At 75.8% G+C, this 16,208-nt stretch carries 3 protein-coding genes; 1 reads left to right on the top strand and 2 read right to left on the bottom strand.

Annotation, left to right across the window (positions count from 1 at the left end; genetic code table 11):
• Window positions 1-23 precede the first annotated feature (23 nt).
• On the bottom strand, window positions 24-13,712 hold the full coding sequence (locus tag ACZ7FF_RS20110) for an SDR family NAD(P)-dependent oxidoreductase (protein ID WP_470813579.1): 13,689 nt from the start codon (window positions 13,710-13,712) through the stop codon (window positions 24-26).
• Between the two features lie 147 nt (window positions 13,713-13,859).
• Window positions 13,860-15,581, bottom strand: a complete 1,722-nt coding sequence (locus tag ACZ7FF_RS20105) for a fatty acyl-AMP ligase (protein ID WP_470813578.1) — start codon at window positions 15,579-15,581, stop codon at window positions 13,860-13,862.
• 386 nt (window positions 15,582-15,967) lie between these two features.
• Between ACZ7FF_RS20105 and ACZ7FF_RS20100 the strand changes: the two genes are divergently transcribed.
• A partial coding sequence (locus tag ACZ7FF_RS20100; protein WP_470813577.1) for a PAS domain-containing protein occupies window positions 15,968-16,208 on the top strand: 241 nt, incomplete at its 3' end.

Genomic DNA, 16,208 nt, shown 5'->3' with positions numbered 1-16,208 from the left:
CCACCCGCTGCCGTGGGACGTCCTCATCGCTGCGTCCAGGACCGGAAGGCCCGCAGGCGGTCCGGCGTGACCACGGCCTCCAGGCGCTCGTCGTCCTGGTGGCCGCCGCCCAGCGCGGCCAGCAGACGCCGGGCCGGTACGTTGCGCTCCGTGCGCTCCGCCGTCAGCCGGACCGTCGCGCAGCCCCGATCCTCGGCACGGTCGGCCAGCCACTGCAGCAGGCGTTCCTCGACCCCTCGGCCGAGTGCCCGGCAGCTCATGAGCCAGCCGAGGACGTCGAGCCGGTCCCCGTCCGCCCGCAGAGCGAGAAGGGCGATCTGGCCGTAGTCGCCGAACCGGTCCCTCGCCGACGCCGTCCACACCTCGCCCCGCTCCCGCCACCGGGCGACGTCGCCGCCGTCGGCGGACCGGGCGCGGAGCGTGAACTGGTTGGTGCGGTGGACGAGTTGCTCGGCCCGCCGGACGTCCGCCTCGGACAGGGCCCGGATGTCGACCTCCAGCCGCAGCTCGGCGAGGAACTCCTCGAACCCGGCGGCTTCGCGGACGGCCTCCCGCTCCCGGTCCTGCGCGTAGAACCTGGCCCGCAGCGCGTCCTCGGCGGTCGCCGGCGCGGGGACCAGGGGCCACAACCGCGCCAGGAAGTCCTCCAGCCGGTCCGCGGACGGGCAGGTCACCGACAGCACCCGCGGCAGCGCGGAGCGCACCTTGGCGATCTCGGCGGGGTTGTCGTCCAGGAACAGGAAGCTGTCCAGGCCGAGATCGAGGGTGCGCGCGGCCTCGGCCAGGCGGCCCGGTTTGGGTGCCCAGCCGGCCGACAGCACACTGAAGTGCCCGGCCTTCAGCAGGCTGTCCGGCCGGTCGAGGACCGCGCGGACCGTGGCCTCGTCGTTGTTGCTGACCAGCACCAGCAGCGCCCCCGCCGCGCGCCACTGCAGCAGACTTCGCGCGAGCAGGGCGCGCGGGCCGTCCAGGTCGACGGCCTCGGGGCCGATCTCGCCGGCGACCCCGCCCCACAGGGTCTCGTCGCCGTCCACCGCGATCACCTTCGGCGCCGGGCGCAGCACCGCCCGTACGACCTCGGCGAGCCGCAGCGCCACGGCCGCCTGGAAGGCCGGGGTGAAGGGCAGGTGGGCCAGCCGCTCGGTCCGCTCGTCGAAGGGTTCCGCGACGGGGTGGTGACGGGTCCAGTCGTCGGGGCCGAGCACCGCGACGCCGGGCAGACCGCTCAGCCCGGCGGCGACCTCGCGCTCCCATCGGCTCAGCCTCTCCTCCGGGCGGGCCGCGGGCAGGAACCCGACGATCAGCGGCTTGCGGGTGCGTTCGGACAGGGCTTTCAGCGCGGCCGGGTAGGCGGTGCGCAGCTCGGCGAGCAGCGCGTCGTCGACCGGGCCGAAGCGCTCCAGGTCCGCCGCGCGCAGCAGTACCGCACCCACCGCCGTCGCGGGGTCGGTGAAGACGCCCGAGGGATCCCGCAGGCTCGCGAGCACCTGGTGGTAGGGCGCCTCGGCGATCGCCGGTGCGCCGTCCCCGGCCCCGTCCCGCACGGCCACCTCGCACATCTTCGGGAGGTCGCCCAGGGCGAAGGTGGCGGCGAGGGCCAGCGACCGGCCGGGGGCGGGCTTCGTACCGGCGGGGGCCCGGGCGGCTGCGCGGGCCGGGACCGCCGGGTCCTCGGCCGTCTCCCCGAGCAGCCGCAGGAACTCCTCCGCGAGTTCGGCGGTGGCCGCGGCGTCCAGGATGTCCAGGTTGTGGTCGAGCCGGACGCGTGCCGCGTCCGGGCTCATGGTGATCATCAGGTCGAGGTCCGACCAGCCGGTGCCGGCGGGCAGCACCTCCAGCCGGGTGAGGCGGCGCGAGGACCGTACGTAGTTGAAGTAGACCTCGACGAGCGGCGCCTCCTCCCGGTGCAGGCCCTGCCGGGCCAGGGTGGCGAGGACGTCGGAGAACATGGCGCCCTTGGCCAGGACGCGTTGCAGGCGGGCGTCGGTGCGGCGCAGCACCTCGGCGACCTGTTCGCCCGCGCGGGCCTCGGCCGGGAACGGCACCGGCACGCCGAAGAAGCCCACCGCGTCGAACGCGTCCGCGTGGATGCGGGTGTCCACGGGCACGGCGATCACGAACCGCTCCCGTTCCCGCATCCTGGCCAGCAGCACCGTCAGGGTGCCGAGGCAGAAGGCGGCGGGGGTGACGGCCAGCCTGCTCGCGGCCGCCGCGACCCGTTCCGTCAGCCCGTCGGGAATCGTCACGGTCACGCTGCCGGCCCGGTACGACCGGGTCGCCGGGCGCGGCCTGGTCAGTTCCAGGTCGAGCCGTTCGCTGCCGTGGAAGTGCTCGCGCCACTCGGCGCCCGCGCCCTCACCGCCCTGCTGGGCCTCGATGAGCAGGGCGATGTCGCGGTTCGTGACGGCTGCGTCCAGGGGGGTGCCCGACAGTTCCGCGTCGATCTCCCCGGCGACGAGCAGGAGCGACTGCAGGTCGCCGACCGCGTGATGGGCGCCGAACACCAGGACCTGGCCGTGCGCACCGCCGTCCACCAGCTCGAACCGCCACAGCGGTGTCGCCTCCAGGTCGAACGGCGGCGCGAGGAGGGTGCGCAGCCGCTCGGCGCCGTCGGGTGGGCCGTCGACCGCCGTGCGGCGCAGCACCGGCTCGGCCGGCACCCGGTCCACGCGCAGCCGCCGGACGCCTTCGCCCGTGGTGACGATCGCGGTACGCAGGGCCGCGTGCCGCGCGACGAGCCGGGTCAGGACGCCGGTGAGCGTCTCCGGGGTGGTCGGCTCGGTCAGCCGTACGGCGAGGCCGATCGCGTGTGCCGCGTCCGGCATGCCCGGCCGGGCGCTGCGCAGCAGTCGTACGACGTCGCGCGTCGCGGGCCGCAGTTCGGTCTGCGGAACCTTCTCCGCCAGGTCGCCGGGGTTCTGCCGCGCCACCGCCTCCCGTGGTGGCAGGCCCTTGGCCAGCACCTGGGCGAGGCCGCGGACGTCGGCCGCCGTGAACACGTCCGCGGCCGGGAGCTCCACGCCCAGTTCGCGGACGAAGGCGTTGCGCAACCGCACCAGCATCAGGGAGTCCAGGCCCAGTTCCTTCAGGGCGCTGGTCGCCGACACGTCGGCCGCTCCCCCCGAGACCTCGCCGACCCGGGCCCGGACGTACGCCTCCAGCCAGTCGGCGCGGTCCTGGTCCGTCGTCGCCGCGAACACCTTCCTGACCAGGTCGTCGGAGGCGGCCGTGCCCGCCGGGACGGTGACCAGGTCGCCCAGGATCGGGCGGGTGCGCACGGCGTCCGGGACGAGCGTCAGCATCTCCCGGTCCAGGGAGATCGGCGCGAGCTGGCGGCGGGTGGTGGCCAGTACCCGTTCGAACAGCTCGCCGCCCTCCTGCGGCGAGAAGGCGGCCATGCCCGAGCGGCCGGTCCCGGCGGACCGGGCGTCGGACCCGGCGACCATGCCGACACCGGCCCAGGCACCCCAGTCCAGGCTCAGCGCCCGGCGGCCGGCGTGGGAGAGGTGGTGTGCCCAGGCGTCGAGGAAGGCGTTCGCCGCCGAATACGGGCTCTGCCCGGCCGACCCGAGGAGTCCGGCCGCGGAGGCGAACAGGACCAGGTTCGAGGCCTCCGGGGTCAGCTCGGTGAGAAGAGCGGTGCCGAGGACCTTCGGGGCGAGGACGCGCAGGACGCGTTCGTCGGTCAGGTTCGCCACCGTGGCGTCGTCGAGCAGACCGGCCGCGTGCACGACCGTGCCGATCCGGCCGCAGGCGTGCCGTACGGCGTCCAGGGCGGCCGTGAGACCTTCCCGGTCGGCGACGTCGGCACGGGCCAGGTGCACGGTGACACCCCGCTCTTCGAGACCCCTGATCCAGTCCCTGGCCTCCGCGTCGGGCGTGCCCCGGCTCATGAGGGCCAGCCGGCGGGCCCCGCGGCGGACCAGCCGTTCGGCGGCGACGCGGCCGAGGCCGCCGAGGCCACCGGTGATCAGGTGCACGCCGTCCACGCCCTCCGCGCCGTCCGCTCCGTCCGCTCCGTCGTCCAGGCGGGTGGGCGCCAGCCTCGGCACCAGGCGTCCGGTGCCGCGCAGGGCGACGAGCCGTTCGTCGTCGGCGTGCCTGAGCTGGGTCCACAGCGCGTCGACGCCGTCGTCGGGCGGCAGGTCGATCAGCGTGGTCGACAGCTCCGGGTACTCCTGCGCCACCGCGAGGCCGAAGCCCCAGGCGAGCGCCTGCTGCGGGTCGGTCACCCAGGTGCTGCCCCCGGCCGCCTGGCTGCCGCGTACGACGACGAACAGGCGCGGCGGGCGGCCCCCCGGGCGGTCCGCGAGGGCGCGCACCAGGTGCAGGGTGTTCAGACAGCACAGCCGCGCCGCCCGCTCGGCCGATCCGGCGTCACCGATCGCCGGGGCGTCGAGGGCGGTCAGCTGGACCACCTGCTCGGGCCCGCCGCCCGCGAAGGCCTCTTCCAGCAGCCGGGTCAGCTGCCGCGGGTCGGCCGGGTCGAGGACGTAACGCCCGGGCCCCTCGGCGGCGAAGGCGCTGCCCGTGCGGGCGACGACGTGCGGCACCGAGGAGCCGAGCCGTTCGGCGAGCGCGGCCGCCACCCCGGTGTCGTCGGCCAGGATCAGCCAGGTGCCCCGGGCCGGCGGTTCCTGCGCGGCCGGGCGCGGGTGCCAGCGCGTCTCGAAGAGGGCACCGTCCAGCGGCGAGAGGGCGGCCAGCCGGAACTCCGTCACCTCGAGGATGAGTTGCTCGTCCTCGTCCCAGATCCTCAGGTCCAGGGTGGCGGTGTCCCCGGACACGGAGCGCAGTTCGCAGCCGGCCCAGGCGGGCGTCGTGCGCAGGCCCGTGAAGCGCAGGTGTCCCACCCCGGCGGGCACGAACGCCCGGCCCTCGGGGGCGTTTTCGGGCAGGGCGGCCGTGTGGAACGCCGCGTCGAGGACCGCGGGGTGCAGCAGGTGCCCCGCGGCCGGCCTGGCGGCCAGCCGGCCCAGGGCCGCCGAGCGCCCGCGGCGGCCCTGCTCCAGGCCCCGGAAGGCGGGCCCGTAGTCGATGCCGAGGGCGGTCAGCCCGGTGTACAGCGCCGGCAGGTCCACGTCCTGCGTGCACCGCTCACGCACGGGGGCCGGCGACGCGCCGGCCGGGGGCTGTTCGCCGGTCACCGCGACGCGTCCGCCGACGTGCCGCTCCCACCGCGGGCGCCGCCCGCCCGCGGCCGCGGAGGCGACGGTGAAGGACCACGAGCCGTCCTCGGCGGGCCGCAGCACCAGCTGCACCCGTACGGGCCGTTCGGGGTCCAACCGCAGCGGTTGCACGAACTCGACGTCCCGCAGGTGTACGTGGCGGCCCTCCTGCACCGCGCGGGCCGCTTCCAGGGCCATGTCGAGGAAGGCGGCGCCGGGCAGCCAGACCTCGCCGTCCACCCGGTGGTCGCCCAGATAGGCGAAGCGGCCGTCCCGCAGGTCGATGTCGCTCTGGAAGAGGTGCCGGCCGGGCTCGTCGCTGGACTCGACGTGCGTGCCGAGCAGCGGTGAGGAGCCCGTGGCGGTGGCCGGGGCGGGCGTGAGCCAGTGACGTTCGCGGGCGAAGGCGTACGTCGGCAGATCGACGCGACGGCCTCGCGGGAACAGCGCCGTCCAGTCGGGCGTGTGGCCCGCGACGTACAACTCGCCGGCCCCGCGCAGCAGGGCGTCGGGGGCGTCCTGCTGACGGCGCAGCGAGCCGACCGCGGCCACGTCGATCCCCGCCTCGGCGGCCACCGACTCGATGGCGGACAGCAGCGAGGGATGCGGGCTGAGCTCGACGAAGTAGCGGTAGCCGTCGTCCAGCAACCGCCGGACGGTGTCGACGAAACGGACGGGCAGCCTGAGGTTGTCGTACCAGTGACCGGCGTCCAGCCGGTCGCCGGGGACGGGTTCGGCCAGCACCGTCGAGTACAGCGGGGTCGGCGCCGGTGCGCCCCGGACGCCGCGGAAGCGGTCGAGCAGCTCCTCTCGCAGGGGTTCCATGAGCGGGGTGTGCGAGGCGAACGGCGTGGACAGCCGCCGTACGGCGACCCCTCGCTCCTCCAGGTGACGGCTCAGCTCGGCCAGCGCGTCGGCGGCGCCGGACACGGCCGTGGAGCCGGGGCTGTTGACCGCGGCGACGAACAGCCGGCCGCCGTGGTCGGCGAGCAGTTCCTCGACCTGCGCCCGCGGCAGCTCCACCGCGACCATGCCGCCCTGCCCGACCAGCGGGACGACGGCCGCGGCCCGCCCGGTCACCACGGTCACGGCGTCGTCCAGGCCGAGGGCGCCCGCGCTGTACGCGGCGGCGATCTCCCCCAGGCTGTGCCCGAGCACGGCGTCCGGGGTCACGCCGAGCGCCCGCCACCCCGCGGCCAGAGCCGCGCCGACCGCGAACAGCACCGGTTGCAGGCAGTCGGTGCGGTGGAGCGGGGAGGACTCCTCCGGCGCCCTCAGCGCGTTGAGCACCGACCAGCCGACGCGCCGCCGCACCGCCTCGTCGATCCGGCTCAGCTCCTCGCGGAACGCGTCGGACCCGGCCAGCAGCTCCAGCCCCATGCCGGGCCACTGACCGCCGTGTCCGGAGAAGACGAAGGCCACCTTGCCCGCCTGGTCCTCGCGCGGCCGGGCCGGCCGCGTCCGTCCGCCGCCCACCGCGTCGAGCGCTGCGCGCAGTTCGTCCCGGTCCCCGGCCGTGACCGCGGTCCGCCACGCGAAGTGGCTGCGGTGCCGGGCGAGCGTGTGGGCGACGTCCCCGAGCGCGGTGTCCCCGGCCAGCTGCCGGGCCAGCCGCGCGGCCTGTCCGCGCAGCGCGGCCTCGCTCCGCCCGGACAGGACGAACAACCGCCTGGCGGAGGGGTGTTCACGGGCGGGCCGCGGCTCCGGCGGGCAGGGGGGCGCCTCCTCGACGATCACATGCGCGTTGGTCCCGCTGATCCCGAAGGCGCTGACCCCGGCCCGCCGGACGCGCTCGTCCGACGCCGGCCAGGGCACGGACTCCCGCAGCAGGTGCAGACCGCTGCCGTCCCACTCGACGTGCCGGCTGGGTGTGCCGGCGTGCAGGGTGGCCGGCAGCGTCCGGTGGCGCAGCGACTCCACCACCTTGATCAGCCCGGCGACGCCCGAGGCGGCCTGGGTGTGCCCGAGGTTGGACTTGAGCGAGCCCAGGTGGAGCGGGCGGTGCCGGGCGCCGGAACCGCCGAAGACCTGCGCGAGGGCGTTCGCCTCGATCGGGTCGCCCAGTGTCGTGCCCGTGCCGTGCGCCTCCACGTAGTCGATGTCGGCGGGTTCGAGGCCGGACAGCTCCAGGGCCCGCCGGATCACCTGCTCCTGCGCCGGGCCGTTGGGCGCGGACAGGCCCTGGCTGCGGCCGTCCTGGTTGACGGCTGTGCCGCGCAGCACCGCCAGCACCTCGTCGCCGTCCCGCCGCGCGTCGTCCAGCCGCTTCAGTACGAGCATGCCGGCGCCCTCGGCCCAGACGGCGCCGTCGGCGTCGTCGGCGAAGGAGCGGCAGCGGCCGGTCGGGGACAGGCCCCGCAGCCGGCTGAACTCCACGAAGGTCTGCGGGGTCACCATGAGGGTCACGCCCCCGGCGAGCGCCAGGTCGCACTCGCCCGCCCGCAGCGCCTGCGCCGCCAGGTGCACCGCGACGAGCGACGACGAGCACGCCGTGTCCACCGTCAGCGCCGGGCCGTGCAGCCCGAGCGCGTACGCCAGGCGGCCCGAGGCCACGCTCAGCGCCGATCCGGTGCCGACGTAGCCGTCCAGCTGGTCGAGCCGGGAGCCCGTCAGGTAGTCGCTGCCGAACATGCCGACGTAGACGCCGGTGGTGCTGCCCGCGAGTGCGGCGGGCACGATCCCGGCGCGCTCCAGCGCCTCCCAGGCGGTCTCCAGCAGCAGCCGTTGCTGCGGGTCCATGGCGGCGGCCTCCTTCGGGGTGATGCCGAAGAAGCCCGCGTCGAAGGACTCGATGTCGTCCAGGAAGCCCCCTTCCCGGGCGTACGACTTGCCCGGGGCCTCCGGGTCCGGGTCGTACAGCGACTCGACGTCCCAGCGCCCGGCCGGGAACGGGCCGATCGCGTCCCGGCCCTCGGCGACCAGCTGCCACAGCTCCTCCGGGTCGCCGACGCCGCCCGGGAGGCGGCAGGCCATGGCCACCAGGGCGACCGGCTCGCCGGGCGCGGCCGCGGGGGTGGGCGCGGCGGGCGCGGGACGGGCGGGGCCGCCCGTCGCGAGAGCGGTGGCCAGCAGGTGCTCGGCGAGGCGGGCCGGGGTGGGGTGGTCGAACAGCAGGGTGGCGGGGAGCCGGGAGCCGAGGCGGGCGCCGATGCGGTTGCGCAGCTCCACCGCCGTAACGGAGTCCATGCCGAGGTCGCGCAGCGGCTGTTCGGGGTGGACGGACTCCGCCGAGCGCAGGCCGAGGGCGCGGGCGGCCTCCTCGCGGACCAGTTCCAGGGCGCGGTGGGCGCGCTCGGGCTCCGGCAGCCGGGCGAGGCGGTCCGCCAGTGCGTCCGTGCCCTCCTGTCCGGTGCGGGGCGCGGGCAGCAGTGAGCGCCACAGCGCGGCCGCGGGGCCGCCTGCGCCGGCCGTGGTCCGCCGCAGGCGGGGCAGGTCCAGCGCCCAGGCGACCAGGTGCGGGGCTCCCCGGCGCAGCGCGAGTTCGACGAGGTCGCGGCCCTGTTCCGGGGTGAGGGCACGGTGGCCGAGGCGCGCCATCCGCTCCGGGTCGGCGTGTTCGGCCGCGAGGCCTTCGCCCGCCCAGGCGCCGAAGGAGACGGACACGGCGGGCAGTCCCAGGCCGCGCCGGTGGTGGGCGAGCTGGTCGAGGAAGGTGTTGGCGGCGGCGTAGCCGGCCTGGCCCGCGTTGCCGACGACACCGGCGGCGGAGGAGACCAGCAGGAACAGGTCGAGTCGCGCGTCGGCGGTGAGCCGGTGCAGGTGGGCCGCGCCGTCGGCCTTGGGGCGCAGCACCCGGGCGAGGCGTTCGGGAGTCAGTTCGGTGACCACCCCGTCGTCCAGGACGCCCGCGCAGTGCACGACGCCGCGGAGTTCGCCGGCGACGGAACCGACGAGGCCGGCCAGGGCGGCGGCGTCGGCGACGTCGCACGCGGCCACGTCGACCTCGGCGCCGAGCGCCGTCAGTTCCGCGGTGACCTCGGCCGTGCGCGGGTCGTCGGCTCCGCGCCGGGACGTCAGCAGCAGGCGGGGCACGCCCCGTTCGGCGAGGAGCCGGGCGATGTGGCGTCCGACGGCGCCGAGGCCTCCGGTGATCAGTACCGTGCCGTCGGCGGGCACGGTCGCGCGGCCGGTGTCCGCCGCGTGGGCGCGTACAAGCCGGGGCACGAGCAAGGTGCCCGCGCGTCCCGCCAGTTCGGGCTCGTCCCCGTGGGCGACGGCGGCGAGCAGGGCGGCCGCGGGATCGGTGTCCTCCAGGTCGAGCAGCGTCAGCCCGAGGTCCGGGTGCTCGGCGCGGGCGCCGCGGGCCAGGCCCCACAGGGCGGACTGGACGAGGCCGGGCACGGTGTCCCGGTCTGCGGCCGAGACCGCGCCGCGGGTCACCCAGACGGTCCGGGCGGGGGCCTCCTCCTGTGCGACGAGCCGTTGCAGTTCGGCCAGCGCGTCTTCCGTCACCTCCCGGACGGCGGCGGCCGTCGCGGCGTCCCCGGCTGGTTGTGGCCAGAACCGTACGAGCACGTCGCGCCCCGTGTCGCCGCACCGGATCCCCGCCGCCTCGAGGCCGCGCAGGGCGGCGGCGACGTCCGGGTCGGACGGGTCGCCGACGACGGTCCAGTCACCGGCCGGCTTCCCGGCCGGCGGTTCGGGCGCGGCCGTCCAGGCCACCTCGTACAGGTGCCGTCCGTTGCCCGATCCGCCGGCGAGATCGGCCGGGTTCGCGGCCCGCAGCCGCACCCCCTCCAGCCGGCCCCGGAGGATGCCGTCGGCGTCCCACAGCGTCACGTCCAGCGTGGGATCCGTGTCGGCGGCGCCGGTGCGCCGCACGGACACGGTCAGGTCGTCGGTGCCGCCGTGCGGCAGCGCGGCGCGGCCCACGGCGACCGGGAGGAGCACCCGGCCGTCGGAGGCGGCACCCCCTTCGAGGGCGGCGGCCACGTGCAGCGCGGCGTCCAGCAGCGCCGGGTGGACCGGGTAGGGGTCGGCCGGGTCGCGGGCGACGGACGGCAGCGACAGCCGGGCCAGCAGCTCGTCCGCGCCGGTGACCACCGCCTGCGCTACGCCCTGGAAGGCCGGACCGTAACCGAGGCCGGCCGCGGTCAGCCGCTCGTAGGTCTCCGTGGTCCAGGCGGGTTCCGCCGCGTTCGGCCATTGCGGCGGCCGCCCCGTCGCCGGGGCCGCCCCGGCGGCCGAGGCGGTGGCGTGCGGGGTCCAGCCGGTGTCCTCGTGGCCGCGCGGGCGGCTGTGCACGGTGATCTCCGGTGCCGGGCCGGTGGTGACGACCTCGACGGACACCTCGACCGTGCCGGAGGCGGGCAGCACGAGGGGGGTGAGCAGCATCAGGTCGGTCACGTCGGCCGGGTCGTCCGGGCGGGCCACGGCGAGGGCGGCCCGGCACAGCTCCAGCAGGGTCGTGCCGGACACCACGGTCCGGCCGAACACGGTGTGGTCGGCGAGCCAGCCGGCGGTCGCCGGGGACCACTCGTTGCGGAAGGTCCAGCGGGTCTCGTCGGCCGACCGCAACTGGACGCCGAGCAAGGGGTGCGCGGCCCGGTCGAACAGGCCGGGGCCGCCCGGGGCGGACCGGGGTTCGATCCAGTGCCGCCGGGTGTCCCAGGCGTAGGTCGGCAGGTCCACCCCGGTGGTGGCGGCGACCAGGTGCCGCCAGTCCATCCGCCGTCCGAGGACGTGCAGTTCGGCGGCGGAGCGGTCCAGGCAGGCGGGCCCGTCCTCGGCGCGGCGCAGGGAGCCGACGGCGACCAGCTCGTGGCCGCAGTCCTCGCCGATCGTGTGCAGGGCGGTGAGCAGGGACGGGTGGGGGCTGAGTTCGACGAAGTGGCGGTAGCCGTCGGCCGCCATGCGCTCCACGGTGGGCGCGAAGCGGACGGGCCGGCGCAGGTTGGTGTACCAGTACCCGGCGTCCAGCTCCTCGGTGACCGGCTCGCCGGTGACGGTGGAGTACCAGGCGACCGGCGTGGGGTACGTGGACACTCCGTCGAGCTCTTCGAGGACCTCCGCGCGGACCGGCTCGACCCCTGCGCTGTGGGAGGCGTAGTCGACGTCGAGGCGACGGACGAAGACCTGTTCCCGGTCGAGGTCCGCGAGCAGGCCCTCCAGCGGCTCCACGTCACCGGCGACCACGGTCGCGCGGGCACTGTTCACGGCGGCGACGCAGACCCGGCCGCCGAGACCGTCGAGACGGGTGACCACGTCGGCGTGCGGCAGGGCGACGACGGCCATGGCGCCGGTGCCGGACAGCCCGGCCAGGGCCCGGCTGCGCAGGGCGACCACCGCCGCCGCGTCGTTGAGGCTGAGCGCGCCGGCGACACAGGCCGCGGCCACCTCGCCCTGGCTGTGCCCGATCACGGCGTCCGGCCGGACGCCGCGGACCCGCCACACCGCGGCCAGGGACACCATCACCGCGAAGAGCACCGGCTGGACGACGTCCACGCGGTCCAGGGACGGGGCTCCCGGCCCGCCGCGCAGGACCGCCGCCACGGACCAGGCGGTGAAGGGCCGCAGGGCGGCGTCGCAGCGGTCGAGTTCGTCGGCGAACACGGGGTCGCCTTCGAGCAGGTCACGGGCCATGCCGGCCCACTGGGCGCCCTGGCCGGGAAAGACGAAGGCGACCTTGCCCGGGGGCGGTGTCCGCCGGGGGCCGGTGGTCGGGCCGGTGTCGGGCCTGCCCTCCGCGAGGGCCTCCAGCGCGGTCAGCAGCTCGTCGCGTCCGGCCGCCTGGACGACGGCACGGTGCTCGAAGTGGGTGCGCCGGTGGGCCAGCGTGGCGGCCACGGCGGGCAGCGGCGACTCCGGCCGCGCTGCGAGACGTGCGTGAAGGCGACCGGCCTGTGCCTGGAGCGCGGGAAGCGTGCGGGCGGAGAGCGGGAAGAGCGTCGGGCCGGGCAGTTCGGCCTCCGCTCCGGCCTGTGCGGCGGCGGGCGGTGCCTCCTCCAGGACGACGTGCGCATTGGTGCCGCTGATGCCGAACGCGCTCACCCCGGCCCGCCGCACGCGGTCGCCGCCGCCCGGCCATGCGCGGGCGCTGCCGTACAGGGCGAGGCCGCCGCCCGCCCAGTCGACGTGCTCCGTGGGGGGCTCGGCGTGCAGGGACGGCGGTATGAGCTCGTGCCCGAGGGCGAGCACCGTCTTGATCACGCCGCCGATGCCCGCGGCGGCCTGCGCGTGACCGATGTTGGACTTCAGCGAGCCGACGCCGAGGGGCCGGCCGGCGGGGCGGCCCGGTCCGAAGACGGCGGCCAGTGCGCGGCCCTCGATGGGGTCGCCGAGCCGGGTGCCGGTGCCGTGCGCCTCGACGTAGTCCACGTCGTCCGGTGCGAGTCCCGCGTCGTCGAGCGCGGCGCGCAGCACCCGTTCCTGCGCGGGCCCGCTGGGGGCGCTCAGCCCCTGGCTGCGGCCGTCCTGGTTGACGGCGGAGCCCTTGACCACGGCGAGCACCCGGTCGCCGTCGCGGCGGGCGTCGGCGAGCCGCTTGAGCAGCACCACACCGCAGCCCTCGGCCCACACCACGCCGTCCGCTCCGGCGGCGAAGGGGCTGCACCGCCCGGACGGCGACAGTGCGCGCAGCCTGCTGAACTCCACGTGTCCCCGCGGGGTCACCAGCAGGCTCGCGCCGCCCGCGAGCGCGAGGTCGCACTCGCCCGCCGCCAGCGCGCGGGCCGCCAGGTGCAGGGCGACCAGGGAGGAGGAGCAGGCGGTGTCGACGGTGACCGCCGGGCCCTGCAGGCCGAGGGTGTAGGCGATGCGCCCGGAGGCCACGCTGGGCGCCGAGCCGGTGCCGACGTGCCCGTCGAGCTGGTCCAGCGGGGCGGAGGCGAGGTATCCGCTGTCGTACAGGCCGAGGTAGACGCCGGTGGAGCTGCCGTGCAGCGTCGCGGGGACGATCCCGGCCCGCTCGATCGCCTCCCAGCTGGTCGCCAGCAGCAGCCGTTGCTGCGGGTCCATGGCGTCGGCCTCACGCGGCGAGATGCCGAAGAAGGAGGCGTCGAAGCGGTCGATGCCGTCGAGGAAACCGCCGCGCAGCGTGTACGCCCTGCCGGCGGCGTCGGGGTCGGGGTCGTGGAGGTCGCGGGTGTCCCAACGGCCGGCCGGTACCTCGCGGACGGCGTCCTCGCCGGCGGCGAGCAGCCGCCACAGCCCCTCGGGGTCGTCGGCGCCGCCGGGGAAGCGGCAGGCCATGGAGACGATCGCGATGCCGTCGTCCGCCGCCCGCGGCGAAGCCCCGGCGGGGGCCCGCTCGGCCGACGGGGCGGGCGGTTCGCCGAGGACCGCGTCGGCCAGCGCGGCGATCGTGGGATGGTCGAAGATAAGCGACGGCTCCAGCGGCCGTTCGGTGCGTGCGGAGAGTTCGGCGGCCAGCGTCACCAACTGCCGTGATCCCAGACCGAATTCGGCGATCGGCCGGTCCGGGTCGACGTCCGGCCGATCGAGCCCGGCCGCCTCGGCGACGGCCGAACCCAGCCAGGCCCGTACGTCCTCGGCGGTGGTGAGGGGTGTGGTGGAGGACTGCTTCCGGGGCTCGTTCGCAGGCATCTGGTGAGGTGTCCTCAAGCAGTGGTGACGCGGGCGGATTCCGCACGACCGCATGCGGCAGCGGCGTACGGCTGGAATCGGGTGACGTACGGCCGCCCGGGGAGGTACGGGCGACTCGCGCCGGTGCGGACGGGCACCGGCGGCGGGTCATCCCGTGACGGGCGCGCCGACCGGGGCGAGGGTGCCGTCGAGATAGGCCGCCCGGGAGGCGCGGCGCTGGATCTTCCCGCTGGAGGTCTTCGGGATGGTGCCGGGGTGGACCAGCACCACGTCCCGCACCGGCAGGCGATGGGCCTCGCCGATCGCGCCGCGCACCATGTCGGTGATCTTCTCGGCCTCGCCGGCCGCCTCGGGCGCCACCTCGGCCACGAGGACGACCTGTTCGCCCTCCGCGCCGGCGTCCACGGAGAACGCGGCGGTGCAGCCGGGGCGCAGCGCCGGGTGGGACAACTCCGCGGACAGTTCGAGGTCCTGCGGATAGTGGTTGCGCCCGTCGACGACGACGAGGTCCTTCAGGCGGCCGGTGACGAACAGTTCGCCGTCACGCAGGAAGCCGAGGTCGGCCGTGCGCAGGAAGCGGTCCTCGCCGCCGGTCAGGGTGGCGCGGAAGGTCTCGCGAGTGGCGAGGGCGTTGCGCCAGTAGCCCTTGGCCACGCTCGCGCCGGACACCCAGATCTCGCCGACCTCGCCCTCGGGCAGCGCCTCCCGCCTCTCGGGATCGGCGATCACCACGGTGGTCCCGGTCCCGGGCAGGCCGCAGCCCACGGCGGCCGCGTCCGCCTCGCCCGCGTGCGGGCCGGCGGCGGCTTCCAGCAGGGTGGGCGGCGCGCCCACCGTGCCACCGGTGACCATGAGGGTGGCCTCGGCCAGGCCGTAGCACGGGTAGAAGGCCTCGCGGCGGAAGCCCGCCGCACGGAAGGTCTCGCCGAACCGCCGCAGCGTGGCCGCGCGCACCGGTTCGGCGCCGTTGAAGGCGACCTTCCACGCGCTCAGGTCGAGGCTGTCGACCAGGTCGGCGGTGGCGTGCTTCAGGCACAGCTCGTAGGCGAAGTTGGGGCCCCCGCTGGTGTGCGGCCGGTAGCGGCTGATCGCGGTCAGCCAGCGGTCGGGGCGCTGCAGGAAGTGCAGCGGTGAGAAGAGCGTGGCGGTGGCGCCGAGGTACAGCGTGTTCAGTACGGGGCCCATGAGGCCCATGTCGTGGTAGACGGGAAGCCAGCTGAGGAGCAGTTCCCCGCCGTGCTCCGCCAGGGCCTCGGGGGTGTGCCCCATCCTCTCGGTGATGATCCGCTGGTTGTCCAGCAGGTTGCCGTGGGTCACCACCACACCGCGCGGGGCGGAGGTGGAGCCGGAGGTGTACTGGAGGAACGCCACCGAGTCGGCGGTGAGTTCGGGGGCGTGCCAGGAGCCGGCCGCGTCGTCGGGGATGTCCTCGGTGGCGACGCGGGCGACCGCGTCCAGCTCGGGCAGGTGCTCGGTCCATGTGCCCAGGGCGTTGATGACCTCGCGGCCGCCGAGGATCACCTGGGCGTCGGAGTCGGCCATCAGGCGCTTCATCCGGATCAGGGCGCGGTGGTTCTGCGACCGTCCCTGCGGGGGCACGCCCGGCACGGCGACGACGCCTGCGGCGAGGCAGCCCAGGAAGGCGGAGACGAACTCGAGGCCGGGCGGATGGAGCAGCAGGGCGCGCGAGCCGGCGAGGCCGCGGTCCTGGAGCCAGGCGGCGACGGCGCGGGTCCGGCCGGCCAGTCGTGCGTAGGAGATCTGCTGGACTTCTCCGTCGCAGTCACCGGTGAGCAGGTACCTGTAGGCGGTGCGGTCGGGCTGTTTCTGGGCGTGTACGGTCAGTAATTCGACCAGGGAACGAGCCATGTGAAGAGTCTCACCTGTCCGGGTCAGCGGTGAGGGGACTGGAGTACGGCGGCTGTGTGCGCGCACGCGCAGAAGCCGTCGGCCCGGCCCCCTTGCCGGTCGTCCGTCTCGGCCGTTCGCCCGATGGCGATATGGCCGCAGGTCCCCCCACTCGGCTTGCTACCAACGAGTAACACCATAGCAAGTACCCTCCCGCCGACGGGGCGAACGCATGTAAACGCTGGGTGTCCAAAGGGAGTTGGCGGCCCGCGGGCGTCCGCGCCAGGAGGCCGAGCGGGCCGAGGCGGGCAAGATCCGGTCAGCCCGATCATCGTGGGCGACAAATTTCGGGCGATGTGGCGCCACTAAAGGACAAGGCGTCGTGTCGCCGTGCGGATCGCACTGGAATGGCCCGTCTCATGGTGAGCCTGGGGGCGAGCATGGCGATGCGCGACTTGGCGGTACCACCGGATCCCGCCGGTGCGACGGCACGGGAGCCGTGCCGGTGCGGAGCACCGGCACGGGCAGGAGCTCCGGGAGCCGCCGAGGAGAAGTTCCGGGGGCTGCTGGAGGCGGCGCCGGACGCCATGGTCATCGTCGACGACGGCGGACTGATCCGGCTCGTCAACGCCCAGACCGAAGCACTCT

Source organism: Streptomyces sp. NPDC037126, assembly GCF_055605965.1.
The sequence above is the reverse complement of the archived record's forward strand: the minus strand, read 5'-3'. Positions and strand labels throughout refer to the sequence as shown.